19 protein-coding genes are annotated in these 19,234 nt (G+C 35.0%); 4 read left to right on the top strand and 15 right to left on the bottom strand.

The annotated features are described in order from the left end of the window. Positions 1-99: 99 nt before the first annotated feature. Both menD and DDD_RS16030 read left to right on the top strand, forming a co-directional pair. A complete protein-coding gene (gene menD, locus DDD_RS16035; RefSeq protein WP_015364010.1) occupies positions 100-1,770 on the top strand; it encodes a 2-succinyl-5-enolpyruvyl-6-hydroxy-3-cyclohexene-1-carboxylic-acid synthase in 1,671 nt (556 codons plus the stop codon). A 69-nt stretch (positions 1,771-1,839) separates the two neighbouring features. Beyond that, on the top strand, positions 1,840-2,175 hold the full coding sequence (locus DDD_RS16030) for a DUF2853 family protein (RefSeq protein ID WP_015364009.1): 336 nt from the start codon (positions 1,840-1,842) through the stop codon (positions 2,173-2,175). Between the two features lie 78 nt (positions 2,176-2,253). Here DDD_RS16030 and DDD_RS16025 read toward each other — a convergent pair whose 3' ends face one another. Next, positions 2,254-3,252 carry a hypothetical protein gene (locus tag DDD_RS16025; protein WP_015364008.1) on the bottom strand — a complete coding sequence of 333 codons (999 nt, stop codon included), beginning with the start codon at positions 3,250-3,252 and terminating at the stop codon, positions 2,254-2,256. 131 nt (positions 3,253-3,383) lie between these two features. On the opposite strand from DDD_RS16025, the gene DDD_RS16020 reads away from it, so the two are divergent. Beyond that, positions 3,384-4,526 (top strand): hypothetical protein, encoded by a 1,143-nt coding sequence (locus DDD_RS16020; RefSeq protein WP_041567224.1) that lies wholly within the window; start codon positions 3,384-3,386, stop codon positions 4,524-4,526. Between the two features lie 2 nt (positions 4,527-4,528). On the opposite strand, the gene DDD_RS16015 is transcribed toward DDD_RS16020, so the two are convergent. The 4 genes from DDD_RS16015 to DDD_RS16000 form a co-directional block, all read right to left on the bottom strand. Continuing rightward, positions 4,529-5,110, bottom strand: coding sequence for a Maf family nucleotide pyrophosphatase (locus DDD_RS16015; RefSeq protein WP_015364006.1), 582 nt, complete (start codon positions 5,108-5,110; stop codon positions 4,529-4,531). A 6-nt stretch (positions 5,111-5,116) separates the two neighbouring features. Continuing rightward, the gene (locus tag DDD_RS16010; protein ID WP_015364005.1) at positions 5,117-6,037 is read right to left on the bottom strand and encodes a geranylgeranylglycerol-phosphate geranylgeranyltransferase; all 921 of its coding nucleotides are present in this window, start codon (positions 6,035-6,037) and stop codon (positions 5,117-5,119) included. A gap of 93 nt (positions 6,038-6,130) precedes the next feature. Continuing rightward, entirely contained in the window at positions 6,131-6,664 is a 534-nt protein-coding gene (locus DDD_RS16005) for a KdsC family phosphatase (RefSeq protein WP_015364004.1), read from the bottom strand. Beyond that, positions 6,648-7,412 carry a Rossmann-like and DUF2520 domain-containing protein gene (locus DDD_RS16000; RefSeq protein ID WP_015364003.1) on the bottom strand — a complete coding sequence of 255 codons (765 nt, stop codon included), beginning with the start codon at positions 7,410-7,412 and terminating at the stop codon, positions 6,648-6,650. Before DDD_RS16000 ends, DDD_RS16005 begins: the two co-directional genes overlap by 17 nt. Before the next feature lie 87 nt (positions 7,413-7,499). Between DDD_RS16000 and ccsA the strand changes: the two genes are divergently transcribed. After that, a complete protein-coding gene (gene ccsA, locus DDD_RS15995) occupies positions 7,500-10,844 on the top strand; it encodes a cytochrome c biogenesis protein (RefSeq protein ID WP_015364002.1) in 3,345 nt (1,114 codons plus the stop codon). A gap of 69 nt (positions 10,845-10,913) precedes the next feature. Here ccsA and DDD_RS15990 read toward each other — a convergent pair whose 3' ends face one another. The 10 genes from DDD_RS15990 to DDD_RS15945 all read right to left on the bottom strand — a co-directional run bounded on the left by DDD_RS15990 (position 10,914) and on the right by DDD_RS15945 (position 19,201). After that, the gene (locus DDD_RS15990; RefSeq protein ID WP_015364001.1) at positions 10,914-11,411 is read right to left on the bottom strand and encodes a YehS family protein; all 498 of its coding nucleotides are present in this window, start codon (positions 11,409-11,411) and stop codon (positions 10,914-10,916) included. Positions 11,412-11,520: 109 nt separating this feature from the next. Then, positions 11,521-12,024, bottom strand: a complete 504-nt coding sequence (locus tag DDD_RS15985) for a DUF6787 family protein (protein WP_015364000.1) — start codon at positions 12,022-12,024, stop codon at positions 11,521-11,523. Positions 12,025-12,038: 14 nt separating this feature from the next. Next, complete coding sequence (locus DDD_RS15980) at positions 12,039-12,452, bottom strand: DUF6146 family protein (protein ID WP_041567223.1); 414 nt, start codon at positions 12,450-12,452, stop codon at positions 12,039-12,041. Positions 12,453-12,606: 154 nt separating this feature from the next. Next, on the bottom strand, positions 12,607-13,248 hold the full coding sequence (locus DDD_RS15975) for a DUF937 domain-containing protein (RefSeq protein WP_041567222.1): 642 nt from the start codon (positions 13,246-13,248) through the stop codon (positions 12,607-12,609). 111 nt (positions 13,249-13,359) lie between these two features. Continuing rightward, the gene (locus DDD_RS15970; RefSeq protein ID WP_041567221.1) at positions 13,360-14,451 is read right to left on the bottom strand and encodes a serine hydrolase; all 1,092 of its coding nucleotides are present in this window, start codon (positions 14,449-14,451) and stop codon (positions 13,360-13,362) included. Between the two features lie 65 nt (positions 14,452-14,516). Next, entirely contained in the window at positions 14,517-14,918 is a 402-nt protein-coding gene (locus DDD_RS15965; protein ID WP_015363996.1) for a hypothetical protein, read from the bottom strand. A gap of 47 nt (positions 14,919-14,965) precedes the next feature. Next, positions 14,966-15,676 (bottom strand): pirin family protein, encoded by a 711-nt coding sequence (locus DDD_RS15960; RefSeq protein WP_015363995.1) that lies wholly within the window; start codon positions 15,674-15,676, stop codon positions 14,966-14,968. Positions 15,677-15,785: 109 nt separating this feature from the next. Next, positions 15,786-16,739, bottom strand: a complete 954-nt coding sequence (locus tag DDD_RS15955) for an NAD(P)-dependent oxidoreductase (protein ID WP_015363994.1) — start codon at positions 16,737-16,739, stop codon at positions 15,786-15,788. Between the two features lie 207 nt (positions 16,740-16,946). Next, positions 16,947-18,008 carry a 3-phosphoserine/phosphohydroxythreonine transaminase gene (serC, locus tag DDD_RS15950; protein ID WP_015363992.1) on the bottom strand — a complete coding sequence of 354 codons (1,062 nt, stop codon included), beginning with the start codon at positions 18,006-18,008 and terminating at the stop codon, positions 16,947-16,949. A gap of 74 nt (positions 18,009-18,082) precedes the next feature. Next, positions 18,083-19,201 (bottom strand): acyl-CoA reductase, encoded by a 1,119-nt coding sequence (locus tag DDD_RS15945; protein WP_015363991.1) that lies wholly within the window; start codon positions 19,199-19,201, stop codon positions 18,083-18,085. Positions 19,202-19,234: the final 33 nt, after the last annotated feature.

Here is a 19,234-nt window from a genome sequence, read left to right as displayed (position 1 = left end):
TCAATTTTTAATTATTCACTTTTAAAGAAGATTTATTTTTGGTAAGAAGCTGTTAAGGAAGTTGTCTGCAACTAGTTTGGCTAGTACCTTTGTTAGTATATGTATCCAGAAATTCTTCATGCTCAGCAAGTCATTCTTTTATGTAAAGAAAGAGGTATAAAAAACATCGTTATCTCGCCTGGTTCTAGAAATGCTCCATTAACAATAGGTTTTTCAGAAAATGATTTTTTCAATTGTTATAGCGTTGTAGATGAACGTTGTGCAGCTCATGTAGCATTGGGTATTGCGCAGCAATTGCAAGAGCCAGTGGCAATTCTTTGCACCAGTGGTAGCGCTCTACTTAATTATTATCCAGCTATTGCAGAGGCTTTTTACTCTGAAATTCCCTTATTAGTTCTCAGTGCAGACCGTCCATCTCACAAAATTGATATAGGTGATGGTCAAACTATTAGGCAGCAACATGTATTTGCAAATCATATTTTATTTGATACACAGCTAGAAGTTATTAATTCTGTAGAAGATCAAGAAGGTATCGCGACTAATGAGCGATTGATCAATAAAGCAATCAACACTTCTATCTCACAACATGGTCCCGTACATATTAATATACCTTTTGAAGAGCCTTTATACAACAAGGTAGATCAACCATCTCTAGAAGTTAAGGTAATAGACCTTCTTAAAGATGAGTCTAGTATAATTCCAGAAAGTTTTATTGACCAATGGAAAAACGCCAAAAGGAAATTAGTCATTCTAGCAACATTGAATCCGCCGGTGTTTCAAAAGGAAGATCTAGATATTTTAACTAGTGATCCTAGTGTTTTAGTAATGAGCGAGGTGAGTAGTAACGTCGTCCATGAAAATATCATTTGGGGAATAGATACCTTAATTGCACCTATAGAAAAGCACGACGATCAGATTAAGGACTTGCAACCAGATCTGGTAGTTACCATAGGCGGAATGATCGTCTCCAAAAAAATCAAACAATACTTAAGACGTTTTGAAACTAAAGTACATTTTCACGTAGGTAAAAGAAAGGCTTATGATACGTTCTTTAAACTTGCTGGTCATATTAAGGTAAAGCCTCAACTCTGGATTGAGCAATTACCTAAAGAATATGTGAAAAGCAATTATCAAAAACGCTGGACAGACCATTTTAAAGATTACCTGATTAAAAGAGAGCGCTATTTTGAAAAAATGCCTTGGTCTGATTTCAAAGTCTTTGAATTACTATTTAAAGAACTTCCTAATGATATTGTTTTACAGTTAGGTAATAGTAGTACGATACGTTATGCGCAATTATTTCAAATGAATCCTACGCATGTGGTATTCTCTAACCGTGGTACAAGTGGTATCGATGGATGTACTAGTACAGCAATAGGCGCTGCTATTGCTAGTAATAAACCAGTTACTTTAATTACTGGAGATTTGAGTTTTTTCTACGATTCTAACGCTTTGTGGAACAATTATATTCCTAAAAACTTCAAGATTATTGTAATCAATAATTCTGGAGGTGGAATTTTTAGAATTTTACCTGGTCATAAGGATACTATGGAGTTTGACACCTATTTTGAGACTCAACATCATCTTACTGCAAAGCACCTTTGCAAGATGCATAGTTTTAATTATCAAAGTATAAGTGAAGAGTCCGCTTTCGCGAAAGCGTACCAAAAATTACAATCTAACAACAAGCAACCTCAATTGTTAGAAATATTTACACCTAGACGGACTAATGATACCGTTCTTCTAGATTACTTTAAATTTTTAAAATAGAAATTAATCCTTTACTTTTAAGGCATACATTTATCATTAATTAATTAATTTAAATCGATCAGTAACATTATGAGTAAATTTGACGAAAGAGTAGAAAAATACATCGCAGCTTACAAAGACAAAGTAGGAGGCAAACTTGATGAAGAGTTGCTTAGAAAAGTAACAAAAGGTTTAGGACCATCTATTTATAACAAAGATGCCGAAACTGTAAGTGCTGAGAAAAGCGAAATGGAACGCGTAGTTAAAAACTACTTAGAGAAAAAATTAGGTCTTTCAGGAGATAATTTAATGGATTCTGTAGAAGCAGTAATCGAAAAGTATGGTAAAAGTGAGCGTGCAAAATACCGTGCTTGTATCTATTACATGCTTTGTGTTCACCACGGTAAAGAGTCTGTTTACAACTAGAATCCTTTACATTTTATATAAAAAATCCACCTTGAAAGAGGTGGATTTTTTGTTGATATTCAGATCAATTGTGAATTTCTAGAAGTAAATTAAATCCTGATTGATATTGATACGTTCTATAACACTCTCTACTTTGAGGTGCATTTTATTGAAAAATTGTGCTCTATCTCGCTCACCAGAGTTGACTAACAGCTTTGAATTCTTCATTTGTTTTTCAAAAAAACGATCCAATTTATTACACGTAGGCTGGTGTTCTACTTTAAAATAGGTAAGTACGGTAAAAGGCGAGAAAAATACTTTTTGATTTTTAGTCTTGACCATGATGGTATTGCTCATGGTGAGGAGATCGCTTTTATACAAATGGTATTTGGCATTATTCTTAGAGTTAATGATCGTTTGCTGTATACTCTGTTTTTCGACATGATCTATGATGTCTTTGAGGTCTTTACAAATTAATAAGGCGTGTTCTCGAGTTAATAAGCCAGTTTCATAATAATAGAATATTTGCTGTAAGGTTCCATTAATAGTATTATCATTCCAAAATTCAATGATATCTATATAATTATAGGTCTCTCCAAGTCTTATGGCACTATCAAAAAGAGATTGTGGTGCCTGATCAATAAAGCTTTTAAAACTCATTTTTTCCATACTGCCATCTTCATTGAGGAATTTGAGCCATACATAACATTTGTATTTAGTCAAATAAGAATCACTTAATGTATAAAACAAAGGAATATCCTTAGCAGAATAGGTGATGCTCGCGCTCTTCAAATTTGTAAGTGGTAATATATTTTGCAAAGAGGTTTTAAAATATTGCTCCAGTTGCGCTATGTTTTCAATGCCTGGAGAAACATCAGTAAGAATAGAAGTTTGCTCGCCTACTTCAAATAATTTATTTAGCGATATTTTAAAGTGCTTTGAAAGTGTCACGCTTTCTTCTAGGCTTATGCTTGTTTTACCAGTTACGCGTCTATAAGCAGCATCATAACTTATGTCTAATACAGCAGCTATTTCTTCTGTCACAGATTGATTCTCGTTGAGAATACTCCTAATTTTTGAAATGAATTGTTCTTGCATTTTATAAAGGTAGAGAACTGTTTTTAATTTGAACTTGCGTTTATTACAATTACTGAATTCAATTTCTTACATTTTTTGCAAATATTTGGGTATAAAGCAAGCCTATATTTAACATAACCAAATTTTGAATTATGAATAGGTTTTCATCTGTTACTTTTCTGTTAGCAATTTCATGTGTGTTTTTTACTCAAGCTCAGAAGGATTCTATTTATGATCGTTATACCCATAAGTTTCGGTTGGAGTCAATTAGTGTAATTCCTACTTATGTTGGGCTTGGATTAGAAAACAATAAAGATGTTTTATCTCTAAATGGGACTTTTTCATATAAAAGGCATTTGTTAGGAATTGACTATTTAGAAATCGTTTTCAAAACTGAAAATAATAATCAATTTACACGTAATAATTATAATTTAATAGGTCTCTCTTATGGTTACGCAACGGTTTTTGACAAAAAATGGCGCATTCATAATGATATAGGTTTAGGAAGAATAAAAGTTAGAAAAGAAAGAGAAGGACGCAGTTTACAAGCTGAAAGCGGGATCAATTTCAGGTTAAGCACTACGGTTTATTATGATGTTTTTAAAAGGCTTGCAGTAGGAAGCACTCTAGCTTATAACCTTAATAACATAGAATCTATACCAGAGATAGGCCTAGCGTTTAATTACAAATTCCGCAATAAGAATGAACGTCTCCTAATTAAAGAAAAACGCGAAGAACGAGTTAGAAAAAATGATAGTATTGAAGCTAAAAAATTAGAAGAATATAAACATTTGGATTTACCTGTTAAGATACTAAACAGAAAAATCAATAGATTTAGTTTTTCTTTACATTTTAGTTTCTTCGATAATATAAATGGTGTAAAACCTCACATAGCAGGTATACAAGCATCATATTTATTGAAAAATAACGGCATCATAAGTTTAGGACAAACCGGCGTTACAGAGAAGATTATCAATGATGAAGGAGATCGTTTCCGAAATAGGTTTAGGACTGTTTACGTGACTTATGGTAAACGTTTTATTACCGAAAATTACTTTATTGAATTCAATACTGGTTTAAATTACTTTGAATATGAAAAGGATAGAATTTTACCTAGATTGATAGGAAACGACTTTGAAACCATAGAAACTAAAACCTCTATAGGTCTACCATTGATTACAAGAGCTGGTGTTTATTTAGGTAATCATTTTGAATTAGGATTGAGAAGTGATTACCAGTTGAATTTTGTCAAACCAACTTTTTCAATAAGCTTCTTCTTAGCTTATTCTTTTTAGGATCAAAAACCCTTCAAAAACTCATACACCTTAGGTAACGGTAATCCCATAACATTATAGTAACAACCTTCTAATCGAGTAACCGCTGCATAACCTAACCAGTCTTGAATACCGTAAGCTCCTGCTTTATCAAATGGCTTGTAAGTAGTGACATAGTAATCTATCTCTTCTTCTGTTAATGTTGCAAAATGTACAGAAGTACAATCATTAATTATATCCTGAGAAGTAGTAGTTGTGAAACAAACAGAGGTAAAAACCTTATGCATTTTACCACTTAAGGAAGCGATCATTTCTTTAGCATGCTGCGCTGATGTAGGTTTTTCTAATGGCGCATCTTGGAACCATACGATCGTGTCACTTGTTATAAGAAGTTGATGGTCTTTTAAATCATTTTCAAAAGCCTTAGCTTTTAATGAAGATAGATAGTCTGTTATCTCATGCTCTTTAAGAGTATCACTATAGACTTCATTGACTGGTCTCGTTTCTATTCTAAAGTCAATATCCAATCCTTTTAATAGTTCCTGTCTTCTAGGAGATTGTGATGCAAGAATGATATCGGTATTCTTAAATTTAGCTGCCAGCATATATTTTTAATTGAAATAATAGTTTATTCTGAAAATTCCCATAGATAGAATCCCAAATAACAATACTAGTTTTAGAATGTTAGATAGCAAGTGATATTCTTTGGGAGATGCAGCCGTCCATAGTTTGATCGCTACAAAGGCGAGTGGTCCTATAATAAGAAATATAAAGTAATAGGTAGCGATTTCATTTCTATATATGAATTCATAAACGTACCAACCCAGTAAGATTACAATAGCAAGAATAAAAAAAGAAATAACTTTTGCTGCTCTTGATCGTCCTAGTAGGATTGCGATTGTATTTCTGCCGCCTGCTTTATCACCATTTACATCTTCACAATCTTTTACCCATTCCCTAGCTAGATTGATCAAAAAAGCCATGAATGCAAATTCTAATAAACGTTCTAATAGAAATTTAAAAGCTGTTTGAGTTTCTGGTGTTATGGATGGAAACAATTCAAATATTCCAGTGATGAGTATCACCAGTGCGACCAGAAGTGAGATAATTATGTTCCCTACCAAAAGTATTGCTTTGAGCGAACTCGCGTATAAATAGAGGATAAATGCTACAGCTATAAAAACACTAGATAAAATAGGTTTCCCTATACTGTTTGATAATATAAAACCAGCACCTACAGCAATTACAGTGAGTATTATATAGAGATAATAAGCATTCTTTTCTGATATACTTTTAGTAACCAGTAGCTTTTTAGGCTTGTTGATACGATCTATTTCTACATCATGAATATCATTGATGACATTTCCACTTGCGGTGAGTAGTGCGGTGGCAATAATTAATAGGGTCAATTGCCAGCTGTTCAATGAAGGGTCAACTCCTGAAGGAATTAACATCCCATAAACGATAACCAGTTGCGTAAGAATGGTAAGCAAAACATTAGGCCAGCGTATGATTTTAAAAAAGGTACTCATGAATTAAAAATAAAGGGGAAAAGTCGAATCAAAATTAAAAACAAAAATAAAGGAATTACGAATGCTGTTGAGAAATTAGAAAACCGAGTTAAACTAACTCGATTTCACAATGGTACCATCGAGCACCTTCCATTTTCCTTGCACTTTCATGACTTGCTCAATAATGTCTCTAACACAAGCATCACCACCTTTTTTATGAGAAATATACTGACTTACTGCTTTAATTTCTGGAATAGCATCTTGTGGACAACATCCTAAACCAGCAAATTGCACTGCAGGAACGTCGGGCATATCGTCACCCATATAAACGATGTTTTCTGCTTTAAGCTGATGTTTCTTGACATAATCATTTATCTGAATCATCTTGTCGCTTGCATTAAGAAAAACATCGGTAATGCCTAGTCCTTCAAGTCTTCCTTTTACACCTTCATTAGTACCACCGGTGATGATACAAATGTGGTAACCATTCTGCAGTGCGGTTTTCATCGCATAGCCATCTTTTGCATTCATCGTACGTAATAATTCGCCGCTTTCAGAAATGAGTAATCGGCCGTCGGTTAGCACGCCATCTACGTCAAAAATAAAAGTGGTAATGTCGTGAAGTAATTCTTTATAGCTTTTTGCCATGTGTTTTTTGTATGGATTTGGTTATCGATCGGTACATATCCCGATCTTCTTTCTCTAGCATTTGCAAATGCTTTTCTATTGTTTTAGAGTCGTTTCTAAGCGCTGGACCTGTCTGGGCATTTTTAGGCGATAAATCTATTGCTTTATCAAAAGTTTCTCTCATGAGAGCGTCGAGCAAATCATGATCTATTGCTGCTTCCTCCATAATTTCCCCAGCTTTGGTATAACAATGGTTTACAAAATTATTGATGTAAACAGCGGCAAGATGTAGTTTTTTACGTTGTTGAGAATTGATTTGTGCACGCTTTCGCGAAAGCGGAACAGCCACCATCTCTAAAGTCTTATTTACAAAATCGTTACTTGATTCCATACATATCGTTATTTCTTCAAAGTTGGGTGTGCGAGAGATGCTAAAACTTTGTGGTAGATAGAAAACGCCGTGGTTTTTATGTTTGTTTAAAGTTTGCATGGCTACACTACCGCTAGTATGCGCAATTATAGTTTCTTGAGCTGGTAAATCTTCTGCTACAGAGGCAATTGCATCGTCTGGAACTGCTAATAGGATGAGGTCTGCATTAGGTAAATGGTTTAGATTTTTTGCTAATGGGGCATCAATTTCTGGCAGCTTTTTTTGTCCTCTATTGTGATAGGCAGCAAGCTGTACATTAGAAGTAGAACCAGCTTTTTCAAAAGCCCTGCAAAGGTGCGTTCCTACGTTACCGGTTCCTATAACAATTATCTTAATCATGGTGTAAAAATACACACTTCAAACCGACTCACAAGACATGGTGATGCGGCTTTTGTGAAGTATCTTTGCAGCCGGTAAAAAAGTCCTATGAAAGACAGATTAATTGCTTTGCTTTTTGGTACACGTACAATGACCGTTTTGTTGCTTGCTTTTGCAGCAAGTATGGCCGCTGGTACCTTTATTGAGAATTCTTATGACACGCCCACGTCAAAACTTTGGGTATACAACGAGTGGTGGTTTTCTTTAATGATGTTGTGGCTTATGCTCAATTTTATTGGGAATATAAAGCGTTATCAATTGCTGCAATGGAAAAAATGGGCGACGCTCACGTTACACTTGTCTTGGATTCTTATTATCATAGGTGCAGGAATTACTAGGTATGTTTCTTTTGAGGGAATGATGTTGATACGTGAAGGAGAAACCCAAAATACATTTTTTAGTGATGAAACCTATTTTAGTGCCATTATTCAAGGAGAAGATGCTAATGGTAATCCTATGCAGCGATCTGTAAAAGAGGAATTGCTGGTTTCTCAATACGATTACGATACTTCAAGAAGTTTTGATTTTTATGACAAAAAAATAACGGTAACTATAGACAGTTTAATTTTTGATGCTGTAGAAGGTTTAAAGCCTGGAGATGAAAATAGTGATCGTTATTTAAAAATTGTTGAAGCTGGAGAAGGAACTCGACACGATCATTTAATAAAAGATGGAGAAGAAGCGAGTATTCATGGAGTACTTTTTGGAGTAAATGTAGACCCTGAAATTGCCGCTCAAAAAGGATTGATCAATATTACCGAAAACTGGAACGGCTACACGATTCAAACTCCGTATGAAGGAGACTTTTTAAGAATGGCAGACCAAATGAAAGGATCTGTCGCTAAAGATTCCATACAGCCATTACAATTACGTTCTCTTTATACAATGGCAGGATTACAATTTGTAGTCCCAGATCCTGTAACGCAAGGTGAAGTAGGAATAATTAAAAGTCCGCAACCTACTAAAGCCAAAGCTCATGGTATTCTTGCAACTGTAACAAGTGGTGATGCATCTCAAAAAATCGAATTACTAGGTGGAAAAGGGATTATTTCAGATTATAAAGATTTAGAAATAAACGGATTGAAGCTCTACCTGAAATATGGTTCCATACAAAGAGAACTGCCTTTCGGCATAGAGCTAAACGATTTTATTGCCAAAAAACAACCTGGAACCGAAAAGTCCTATGCTGCGTTTGAAAGTAAAGTAACAGTAATCGATAGCGCAGGAAGAACACCAGAACATATTTATATGAATAATGTACTCGATAAAGAAGGTTACCGTTTTTTTCAAGCTGGATTTGATCCTGATGAATTAGGAACGCACCTTTCTGTAAATCATGATTTTTGGGGTAAAACAGTGACTTACATAGGTTATTTCCTGTTGTATCTGGGACTTATGGCTCTAATTTTTGATCCTAATACGCGTTTCGGAGAATTGAGAAGACTGATAGAAAGAGTGAAAAAACGTAAAGCAAAGCATCTGGCGATGATTGCTATATTGTTTACCGCAACATTTGCAGGAGCGCAAACTGTTCAAGAAGATCATACCGGCCATAATCATGCACCAGGTGCACATTCTACCGCAATTGAAAATAGAGATGCCGTAAGTACTAATCAGGACGTAAGTGCAGTTGATCCTACAGTAACAGGTGAGGATATTGAAATGGCTCCTCAAAAATTACCTCCTATTCCAGTAAAACTAGCCGACAGTATAATTGTAGCTAACATGGTACCACTGCCGCAAGCAGAGCGCTTCGGTAGAGTAGTGGTACAAGATGAAGGTAGAATGAAGCCTATGTCTACGCTTGCAAGTGAGGTATTGAGACGTTTAAGTGAAAGAGATTATTATGAGGCTAAGGTAGGCGATAGCATAGTCAGATTAACACCAGAACAAACCTTATTGAGTATGATCCAGTTTAGGGACATGTGGTTTGATATTCCTATCATTAAGCTTAATTATAAGAATGATTCTCTCAAAACTATTCTTGGTGTTGATAAAAGTACCAGCTACGCCAGAGGAATGGATTTTATACGTAGACAGGACAGTACTTTAGGGAGTTATAAAATCAGTCCATACTTAGATGAAGCAAATGCTGCTGATGTCAAGACTAGCATACAACAAGGGTTTATTGATATAAATTATAGTGTTGGGATTCTAGATCAGGTGCTTTCTGGTTCTATCTTTAAAGTATTTCCTAAACAAGGAGCCGAAAATAATAAATGGTATGCTTCTATAGATGCTGAAGAAGCTGGTTTTGAAGACGAAAATATCAAGCGTTTTGTAAGAGATTTTTTTCCAGCTTATAGTACTTTGTTAATGCGTGGTAAAGCAAATGGAGATTACCTGAATGCAAATACAGCTTTAAATAGTTTATTAGAATTTCAACGCACCTATGGAAAAGAAATTATTCCTAGTGAAGATAAAATCGAGGCAGAGATTCTCTATAATAAGTACAATATTTTTAAGAGCCTTTACAAATGGTACGCTTGGTTCGGGATCATAATGCTGATTCTATTGATTTTGGAAATCATTAGACCAATGAAGCAGATACGATGGACTATAAAGTTCCATTTTACAGTGATTGGTGCTTTATTTATAGTGCATACAGGTGCGTTGATTATAAGATGGTACTTGAGTGGTCATGCTCCATGGTCAGACGCCTATGAATCTCTAATTTATGTCGCTTGGGCAACTATGGCTTTTGGACTTATGTTCGGTAGAAAAAGTGATATGACAGTTGCAAGTACCGCATTTGTCGTGGCAATTATTTTATGGGTAGCACAATTGAACTGGTTAGATCCAGCAATAGGTAATTTACAGCCAGTACTTGATTCTTACTGGTTGATGATTCATGTTTCTATAATTGTAGGTAGTTACGGTCCTTTTGCATTAGGAATGATATTGGGTCTGGTAACTATGATTTTGATGATTTTCTCCACAAAGAAGAATAAGAAAATCATGGATTTGAATATCAAAGAGCTCACTTATATCAATGAGGTAGCACTTACCGTAGGTTTGATCATGTTAACCATAGGGAATTTCCTCGGCGGTATGTGGGCAAATGAATCTTGGGGACGCTACTGGGGTTGGGACCCTAAAGAAACATGGGCTTTGATTACCATATTTGTTTATGCCTTTGTATTGCACTTAAGATTAGTACCAGGTTTAAAAGGGAGATGGACGTTCAACTTATGGTCAGTTCTTGCGTTTGCAAGTGTATTGATGACGTATTTTGGAGTTAACTTCTACTTATCAGGATTACATAGTTATGCGAGTGGTGATCAAATTATCTCTTATCAATTTGCAGGAATAAGCCTTGCGGTCATTTTAGTGATAGCGATCGCTGCTAGATATAAGGAGTTTAAAGTGCATAAGAAAAAGACTTTGAAATAATTTATTGTAAAAACAACAAAGCCGATATTTTTTATATCGGCTTTTATTTTGTCGTAATTTATTTAGAATCTACTTTTTAAAAGAATTCCTATAAGCTTCTTTCTCACGTTGTGTTTTACGTTGTATTTGAAAACCTTTTAAGAATTTACGCAAGTATTGATCGTTGAGGTACTTGAATTTAGGATGTGTTCTTTTTCTAAAAAAAGCACTTAATTCTGTTTCAGTGATTTCTACACCAGCTTTTTTCCAAATATATATCAACTCGTCTGATGTAAAATTAAAAGCTATTTTAAGTTTGCGTAAAATGATCACGTTATCAAGTTCAGTCTCTGCCACTGGTGTTTTACCGTCTTTCTTACCGCGATAGTTAACGATAAGGCCGTTTAAGAAAGTTGCTAGATTTTCATCAATAACAACATCAAAGTCTTCATCTTCTTCTCTTTTAAGCCAGCTGCTTATCTCTGCTCTAGAAACAGGCTCGCCGCCTTTGGCATACATGTCCATCATAGAATCGTCACTCAAATTGAGTGTAAATCGCAGTCTTCTTAAAATATCGTTGTTATCCATACTTTCTTACTCTAGTCTTGTTCAGAAAAACAAAGGTACGATACTGATTGTTTTTAAAGTAATTGTTTTGGGTTAGTTCCGCTTTCGCGAAAGCGAGATCAAAATCAATTTACAGCTTTATACCAAATCTTGCCAACATCTTCTTTTCAAACGCCCAGAAGAACTCATGTTGTCCAAAAAGCCAGCCCATGCAGACTAAAACTAATTGATAAATAGGGAAGATGATCAACAATCGCAAAGGCCAAAAAATCCATGCAGATAAGTTCTCTTGATTCAATCCAAGAAACTCCATAAATGGGCCAGATAAACGAGCAGATAAAGATCCTGTGATCGCAAATACTATGAAAATAGCTATGAGTTCCCAGCGGTAGGTGACGTTCCACCTATCTCTCAATTTACTAAATAACCATAAAGTCACTTTATAGAAGATAAAAGCAAACAATAGAGTTGCTGCAATGGTAAAAACATATTCATAGGTAATATCTTCAAAAGTGGATGGTAGTATTTTTATGGCAACAAAGTAGCCACACGCTAGCAGCCCTACGATGCCTAAAAATATAAAAACAAGTTGCCAGTTTTTTGTGATTTCCCAGTTCTTCTTTATTCTTTGCATGCTGCAAAAATACGTTACAGCAATCGTTGATTATACTTTTGCTCAAAGAAAAGAAAGTAATTATGAAGCATATAATTTACTTCGTAACCGTAATCGATTTTATTATCATAAGCTATACGCCAAGGATATAAAGTTGGATCATACCTAAGTGGGTTCTGTACACGCAAATTGTATTCAATAACTCTCATGTTATTTGTTATTTCCATAGCAGACTGTGCATAATAACCTCTCGGAGGTTGTGACGATAGCCAAAACTGAAATCCTGGTTCTATAATGGTGATTTCATATTCTAGACTATCATTTGCTATACGTATGGTATCATTTGCAATTGCAGTTTTTTGTCTTTTAATATTGTTTGTGTCTTTTCTTGAAGAGCTGCATCCTATTATAGCTGCTATAACTAGAATGCTGAGTATTATTTTTTTCATAGTATAAATGTAAACCAGCTGCACGCGTTAAAAAATGAGCAATGAGTAAACCCATAATTTGAATGAGTAAACTATTTATTTGGTCTCATTTAAAGATAAAAAAAAGCGACTACTTTTTCAAGTAATCGCTTTAGCATTGTGTAAATGAAAAGTATTATTTTCCGAAAAGGCCTCCTAGCATGCCGCCCAGACCACCTTTTTTCTTATCTCCTCCGAGAACCATTCCAGCAACATCATCAATAACGCTACCGTCACCATCTGCATCAAGTAGTTGAGAAATAAAAGATTGATCTTGTGTGCTAGACTGCCCTAAAACAGAACCTAACAAATCACCAATTCCGTTTTCTTGAGAAGGCTGTGATTGTTTCTGCTTACTCAAAACACCCATTAATATAGGAGCTGCTATTTTTATTATTTTGCTTACCGATTCCATATCCATACCACTAGATTTAGAAAGTGCATTTTCTACATGTGGTTGCTTAGCACCTAGCACATGACCTAAAATTCCCGCACCATCTTTTTCTAAGTCTTCAGGACTTCCTGCACCATCACCAAAAATACCGCCTAGCATATCCATAACACCGCCACCATTGTGACGTGGATCATTTAATGCGTTATTTAATGATTTTGCACCTTCAGGAGTAGAGGCATTACGTTGCATTGCACCTAGAATGAGTGGCATCGCTTGAGATAAAACGTTTGCAGTTTTATCAGTTGATTGTCCTGTTTTTTGAGAAGCACCTTGAATTAAGGTTTTTCCCATATCAGAATTTAGTAAGTCGAGTATAGAAGACATAATTAGTATTATAAATGTGGTTCAATTTACAATAAATTACTTTTGGTGTATAAAAATGATTTTAGATTTTGATTCGCTTTCGCGAAAGCGCAATAATTACCGATCACTAACCTATTTATGATCAAGATAAATTTCATGAACCTTTTGAGCCATCTTAGGATCTCGTAAAACAGCTCGTTCAAAATCGCTCATTGACATTGTCATTTTTTTGCGTTCTTGTGGTTCTAAATTATTGAAAAAATAAACCATTTCAGTTCGATTACCTTTTTGATCTTGTGCATATAGCGCTTGGGCCATAATAAAAAGAGTAGAGCCACCTTTAGAACCTAAATGCTGATAAAATTCCTTTACAGATTTATAATGCATACTGGTTTCTATAATTTCGTCAAGAATAGTTTGAGTTTGCTCGTTAAAATAAGTCTTAGAATTAAGTTTTTTCATTAACGAGAAATAATCGCTCGCACTTGCGGCTGGTAATCTATTAGACCACACACGCTGGATATCTTCATTTGAATCAAGCGGTTGCTTTCTGAATTCTGAATCATTTTTCATTTCTTCATGAATTTCTAAAGCATATTGAATGTATTGCTCTTCGCTTAAATCATTTAGCTTATTGATCAATTCCTGTTTAGATAGGTTTTTAAAATAGATATCACTTATGAATAGAGAAGAAACAATGGGATAAATAGGAGAGTGGTGTTTAAAATCTAACTTTACAAGCTGTTTATTGATATTTTCAAGTCCTAAACGTTCCATGAGCCACTCTGTATTTGCATTAGAACTATACTGTATCATTCCTTTGGCAATATGTTTAAGTGGAATGCTGTCTCCATATTCTAGCGTTTCATCACTGTCTGCCCAATTGATATGAGCGCCTCCATCTGTGTTAGGTACGTAGTAATTGAGCAATTCTTCTTTTGCTATTTTTTCATCTGGATTAAGGAGCCCTTTTGATGCTTGCTCAGCAAATTCTATAGCGATGATCAACTTGACAGTGCTTGCAAGTGGCATTTGTTTATCGATGTTTTGCTGTATGAGAACTGTATCATTCCTAACAATCAGCATAGCAGATTTATCTGGGTTTTCTAGTGCAAATCGAGCAACATAATCATCTTCTGGGAAAAAGGAATAAATGGCATAGCCGCCACCTGCTACAGCAATGACAAGGATGATAACCATCCCAAGTATAATTTTTTTGAGCATTTGATCAGTTTTGAGTACTGATTATCTGACGCTGATACTAGTACAAATGTTACAGGATTCTTAAGTTAATCCTTAAATATCTGAGCTATCTGGAATAAAAGAAATAAAAAGAATACGAAAATGATTATAAAAACTCTAAACCGCTTTTGCTGCCTAGCCTTGCGATGGTAACCATCTTTATTTAATTCCCACGAAAACAAAAGTTCTATAAAAGTTAAGCTAGGTGATAGAAGGAAATCACAAAGGTGATAACTTTCATTGGACTTAAGTTTAAGTGTTAGTTGGTCTCTTTTGTCTTCTAAGTATCGAGCCATTTCTATTTTCACTACTGGAATTTTTCGATCGCTTAATTCTTCATGAGCAAGACTTACTGCATCTGGTGTCCATTTTTCAGGAGCGCCAACAATTTGCAGGAGCTCATCATCAGTTCTACTTTTTATAGGTGGAATAAAATGATCTATTATCATCAACCTTATTTAGTTATAATACAATGATAACTAAATCGCGCTAAAAACTAAAGTGGCACTTCCATTAACAAAATCTCAGCATGGTCTTCTAAAGCAGCTAAATCGAAAGAATCTGTTCCCCATATTCCTAATCCGTCACGTGTATGTATTTCTTGATCTCCTATTTGAAAGGATCCTTTAAGGACAAATGCATAAATTCCATTTCCTGGCTTTTTAATTTCATAACTGGTTGTTACATCCTTATTAAAAGTTCCTAAATGGAACCAAGCATCTTGATGAATCCAGACACCAGCATCGTCAGGAGTAGGAGATAAAATCTGTTCTAATTGATTTTTTCTGTTTGCTGGATCTAATGTAATTTGATCATATCGAGGTGAAACGTTTTGCTTATTAGGAATCACCCAAATTTGAAGAAATTTTACTTCTTCGTTTTGACTCGCATTTTTTTCACTATGAGTTATACCAGTTCCAGCACTCATTACTTGAATATCTCCATTTTTGATAATCGCTTTTCTTCCCGTACTGTCCTGATGTTCTAAATCTCCCGATAGTGGTATGCTAATGATCTCCATATTTGCATGAGGATGAGCTCCAAAACCCATTCCGCCAGCAACGGTATCATCATTTAGTACACGTAAAACGCCAAAACTCATTCTTTCAGGATTGTGGTATCCTGCAAAACTGAAAGAATGATAACTATTTAACCAGCCATGATTTGCATGACCTCTTGAATTTGATTTGTGTAGAACTGTTTTCATGTATACAAAAATATTGTATATACAATTATTTTGAAGTTAACGAAATCAAAAAACCACGATTATTGAATATCGTGGTTTTATAATGTTCAAATAAATTTAATAATAGAAACTATCCTAGTATCTCGATAATTTGATCAGCTAGTTCAGTTCCTATTCTGTCTTGAGCTTCGTTAGTTGCAGCACCTATGTGTGGACTTAAAGAAAGCTTAGAATTCATGAGCAGTACAATTTCTGGTTGTGGTTCTTTTTCAAAAACATCCAAGGCAGCAAATGATATATGTTCTAACTCTAGTGCATTGACAAGTGCCACTTCATCAAGCACACCACCACGGGCAGCATTTACAACAGCAGCTCCTTTTTTCATCATTTCTAATTCTGCTTCTCCAATGACATAATCTTTTTGAGCTGGAACGTGAATAGTAACAAAGTCAGATTTTTTAAGAAGTTCTTCTTTGCTTACCAATGGTATTTCTACATTAATAGTTTGCCCATCAAAAAGATCCCAAGAAACAGTAGGAGCTTTTTCTGCAAAACTATCGTGAGCAATAACATTCATACCTACACCAGCAGCTATTTTTGCAACTTCTTGACCTATGCGACCTATACCTATGATTCCGATAGTTTTACCTCTTAGTTCAGTACCTTTTGCATATTGCTTTTTAAGACCTTTGAAGTTACTATCACCTTCTAATGGCATATTGCGATTGGCATCATACAAGAAACGTACACCTCCATATAAATGACCGAAAACCAACTCTGCCACACTAGAGCTACTAGCCGCTGGAGTATTGATTACTTTAAGTCCTTTTTCCCTTGCATAAGCTACATCTATGTTGTCCATCCCAACACCACCGCGACCAATGATTTTAAGGCTTGGGCAATTATCAATCAATTCTTTGCGAGCTGTAGTAGCCGATCTTACGAGTAGAACTGCAATTTCATTTTTATTGATATAATCTTGAAGTTGATCTTGAGCAACATTTGTAGTGATGACTTCATGTCCAGCAGCGGTTAACTTGTCTATTCCGCTTTGTGAAACGCCGTCGTTTGCTAGTATTTTCATTTTTTATTTCTTTTTAGCTTCCGTTCCCCAACCCTAATGGGTGCGGAAACAAAAACGCTTAAATTCGTTAATTGTTAATGACTCTTATTCTATTTGATCAAAAAAAGACTCTCTGAAATCTATTAAAGTATTTTAATATTTTAATTCCGATACTTAATCTTTCTCGACTGCGCTCGAAATGACATTATTTGTTAGAATTCAATTTCATCAAGCTTTCTTCTCTAAATGTTGCATCACATCCACAAGAGCTTGAACACTCTCAAGAGATAAAGCATTATACATGCTTGCACGGTATCCACCTACAGATCTATGACCATTTAAACCATTTATTCCAGCTTCTTTCCATAATGAATCAAATGTTCCTGCATGGGCAGCGTCGTTAAGAACAAACGTGGCATTCATTTTAGATCGATCTTCTTTATTAGTCACAAAACCATTGAATAGAGCATTGCGATCTATTTCATTATAGATCAGTTCTGCTTTTTGATTATTCAACTTTTCAATAGCATCTATACCACCGTACTCTTTTAACCACTCAAGAGTTAACATGCTTACATAAATAGGAAATACTGGTGGAGTATTGAACATGGAGTCTTTTGCAATATGTGTTTTATAGCTCAACATAGAAGGGATTTGTCTCGATACTTTCCCTAAAATCTCTTCTTTCACTACAATTAAAGTTGCTCCGGCTGGACCCATATTTTTTTGTGCACCAGCATAAATCAAATCATATTTTTCAAAATCACGCTGTCTAGAAAATATATCACTACTCATATCACAGATGAGGGGAACTGAAACATCTGGAGTAGATTGTAACTGAGTTCCAAAAATCGTGTTATTAGTTTGAAAGTGAAAGTAATCTACATCATTGGGTACCGTGTAGTTTTTAGGAATATGATTGTAGTTATCTGCCTTTGAAGAAGCTACTTCTATAACTTCACCAAACATTTTTGCCTCCTTAATCGCTTTGTCAGACCAGGTGCCTGTATTTAGATAAGCAGCTTTGTTTTCTAATAGATTGTATGCGACCATTAAAAATTGCATACTGGCTCCACCTCCTAAGAATAAGGCCTTATAGCCTTTATCGGTCAAACCTAAATGTTCTAGCGCAAGCGCTTGAGCTTTTTCCATTACCGCAACAAAATCTTTACTACGGTGTGAAATTTCTAAAATACTTAAGTCGTTGAAATTTAAGATAGCAGCAGCTGCTTTTTTAAATACTTCTTGTGGCAAGATACATGGTCCTGCGCTAAAATTATGCTTCAACATTTTGGTTTTCCTTTAATTGAATTACAAAAATGCGAAATAGAGACTCAATTTATGTTAGGAAATTTAAAAGGTTTTTAAGATAATGTCAACAAAAATTGAATGGTATCAATTCCATCTGCATAGTCTTGTAAACGAGTTGTTTGCGTCGTTCCGAAATCAACTAACTGCGGCGCATCCATATCAACTAAGTTTTCTGCAATCGTTGTAGCCGCATCTCCTTCTGCAACAACACACTGCAATTGATCTGCATTTTCTTGAAATTCTGCAGCAACTTCATCTAGATGATTATAAAAACTATATCCTAAACTTGCGATAGGTGAGGAGTAGCTTTTGTTCTCTTCCTTAATCAATAGAAATTCATTATCAAGCAAATCAAAATTACTCATCAAATAAACAGCTTTGTTATAGTCGTAGTTATTGACATATTTTTCATTATGAATCAATTCTTTCTTTGCAAACATGCCGTTAAAAAAGAGATCAAAATTATAATCTTTAGGCACTTTTAAATGACTTACACTACGACATCCTAAACCAAAATATAAAAAAACATCATCGCTCAATGCTTCCATTTGTTCTAAGGTTTCTTTACCAGTCAAAACGGCTACACTATTGCGATTCTTGCGTATAATATGAGGTTTATTCCCAAAATAATGCTCAAAATATCTAGCGGTATTATTACTTCCTGTGGCAATTACTGCATCATAATTTTCTAATTTACCATCAACATAAGAGTAAGAATCAGACAGATTTTCATCAAAAGTGGTAGCTATTTCTAGTAATAATGGCGTTAGTACATCGTCATTACTTGAATTTTTGATCATCGCGTGATGACCAGTTATGATAACAGATAATACATCGTGAAAACCTACGAGTGGTAAATTACCAGCTGTAATGATGGCCACGGTTTTAGCGGTTACATTTTGTAAATGATATGGCGCTGTCCACGCGGTCAAATTTTCAACAGTTAATGCTTCTGCCCATTGATTTACGGCAAAATGAAGCGTTTCTTCTGTAAACCAAGAGTTTTTGTGTCCTGCTAGTTCCAGTCTTTGTTGGATGCGATCATTCCAGCTCGCACCATCGCTAGTTTTAGACTCTAGTGTTCCTTTTAGGTAAGAGGATAGTTGTGATCCCGCTTTCGCGAAAGCGGAAATACGATCATTTAACGTAGTATTTATTGACAATGTCTTCACTAGATGCTATTTTTGTGCAAAAGTAAAGAAAAG

It is taken from the genome of Nonlabens dokdonensis DSW-6, from assembly GCF_000332115.1.
Classification (GTDB): domain Bacteria; phylum Bacteroidota; class Bacteroidia; order Flavobacteriales; family Flavobacteriaceae; genus Nonlabens; species Nonlabens dokdonensis.
The sequence above is the reverse complement of the archived record's forward strand: the minus strand, read 5'-3'. Positions and strand labels throughout refer to the sequence as shown.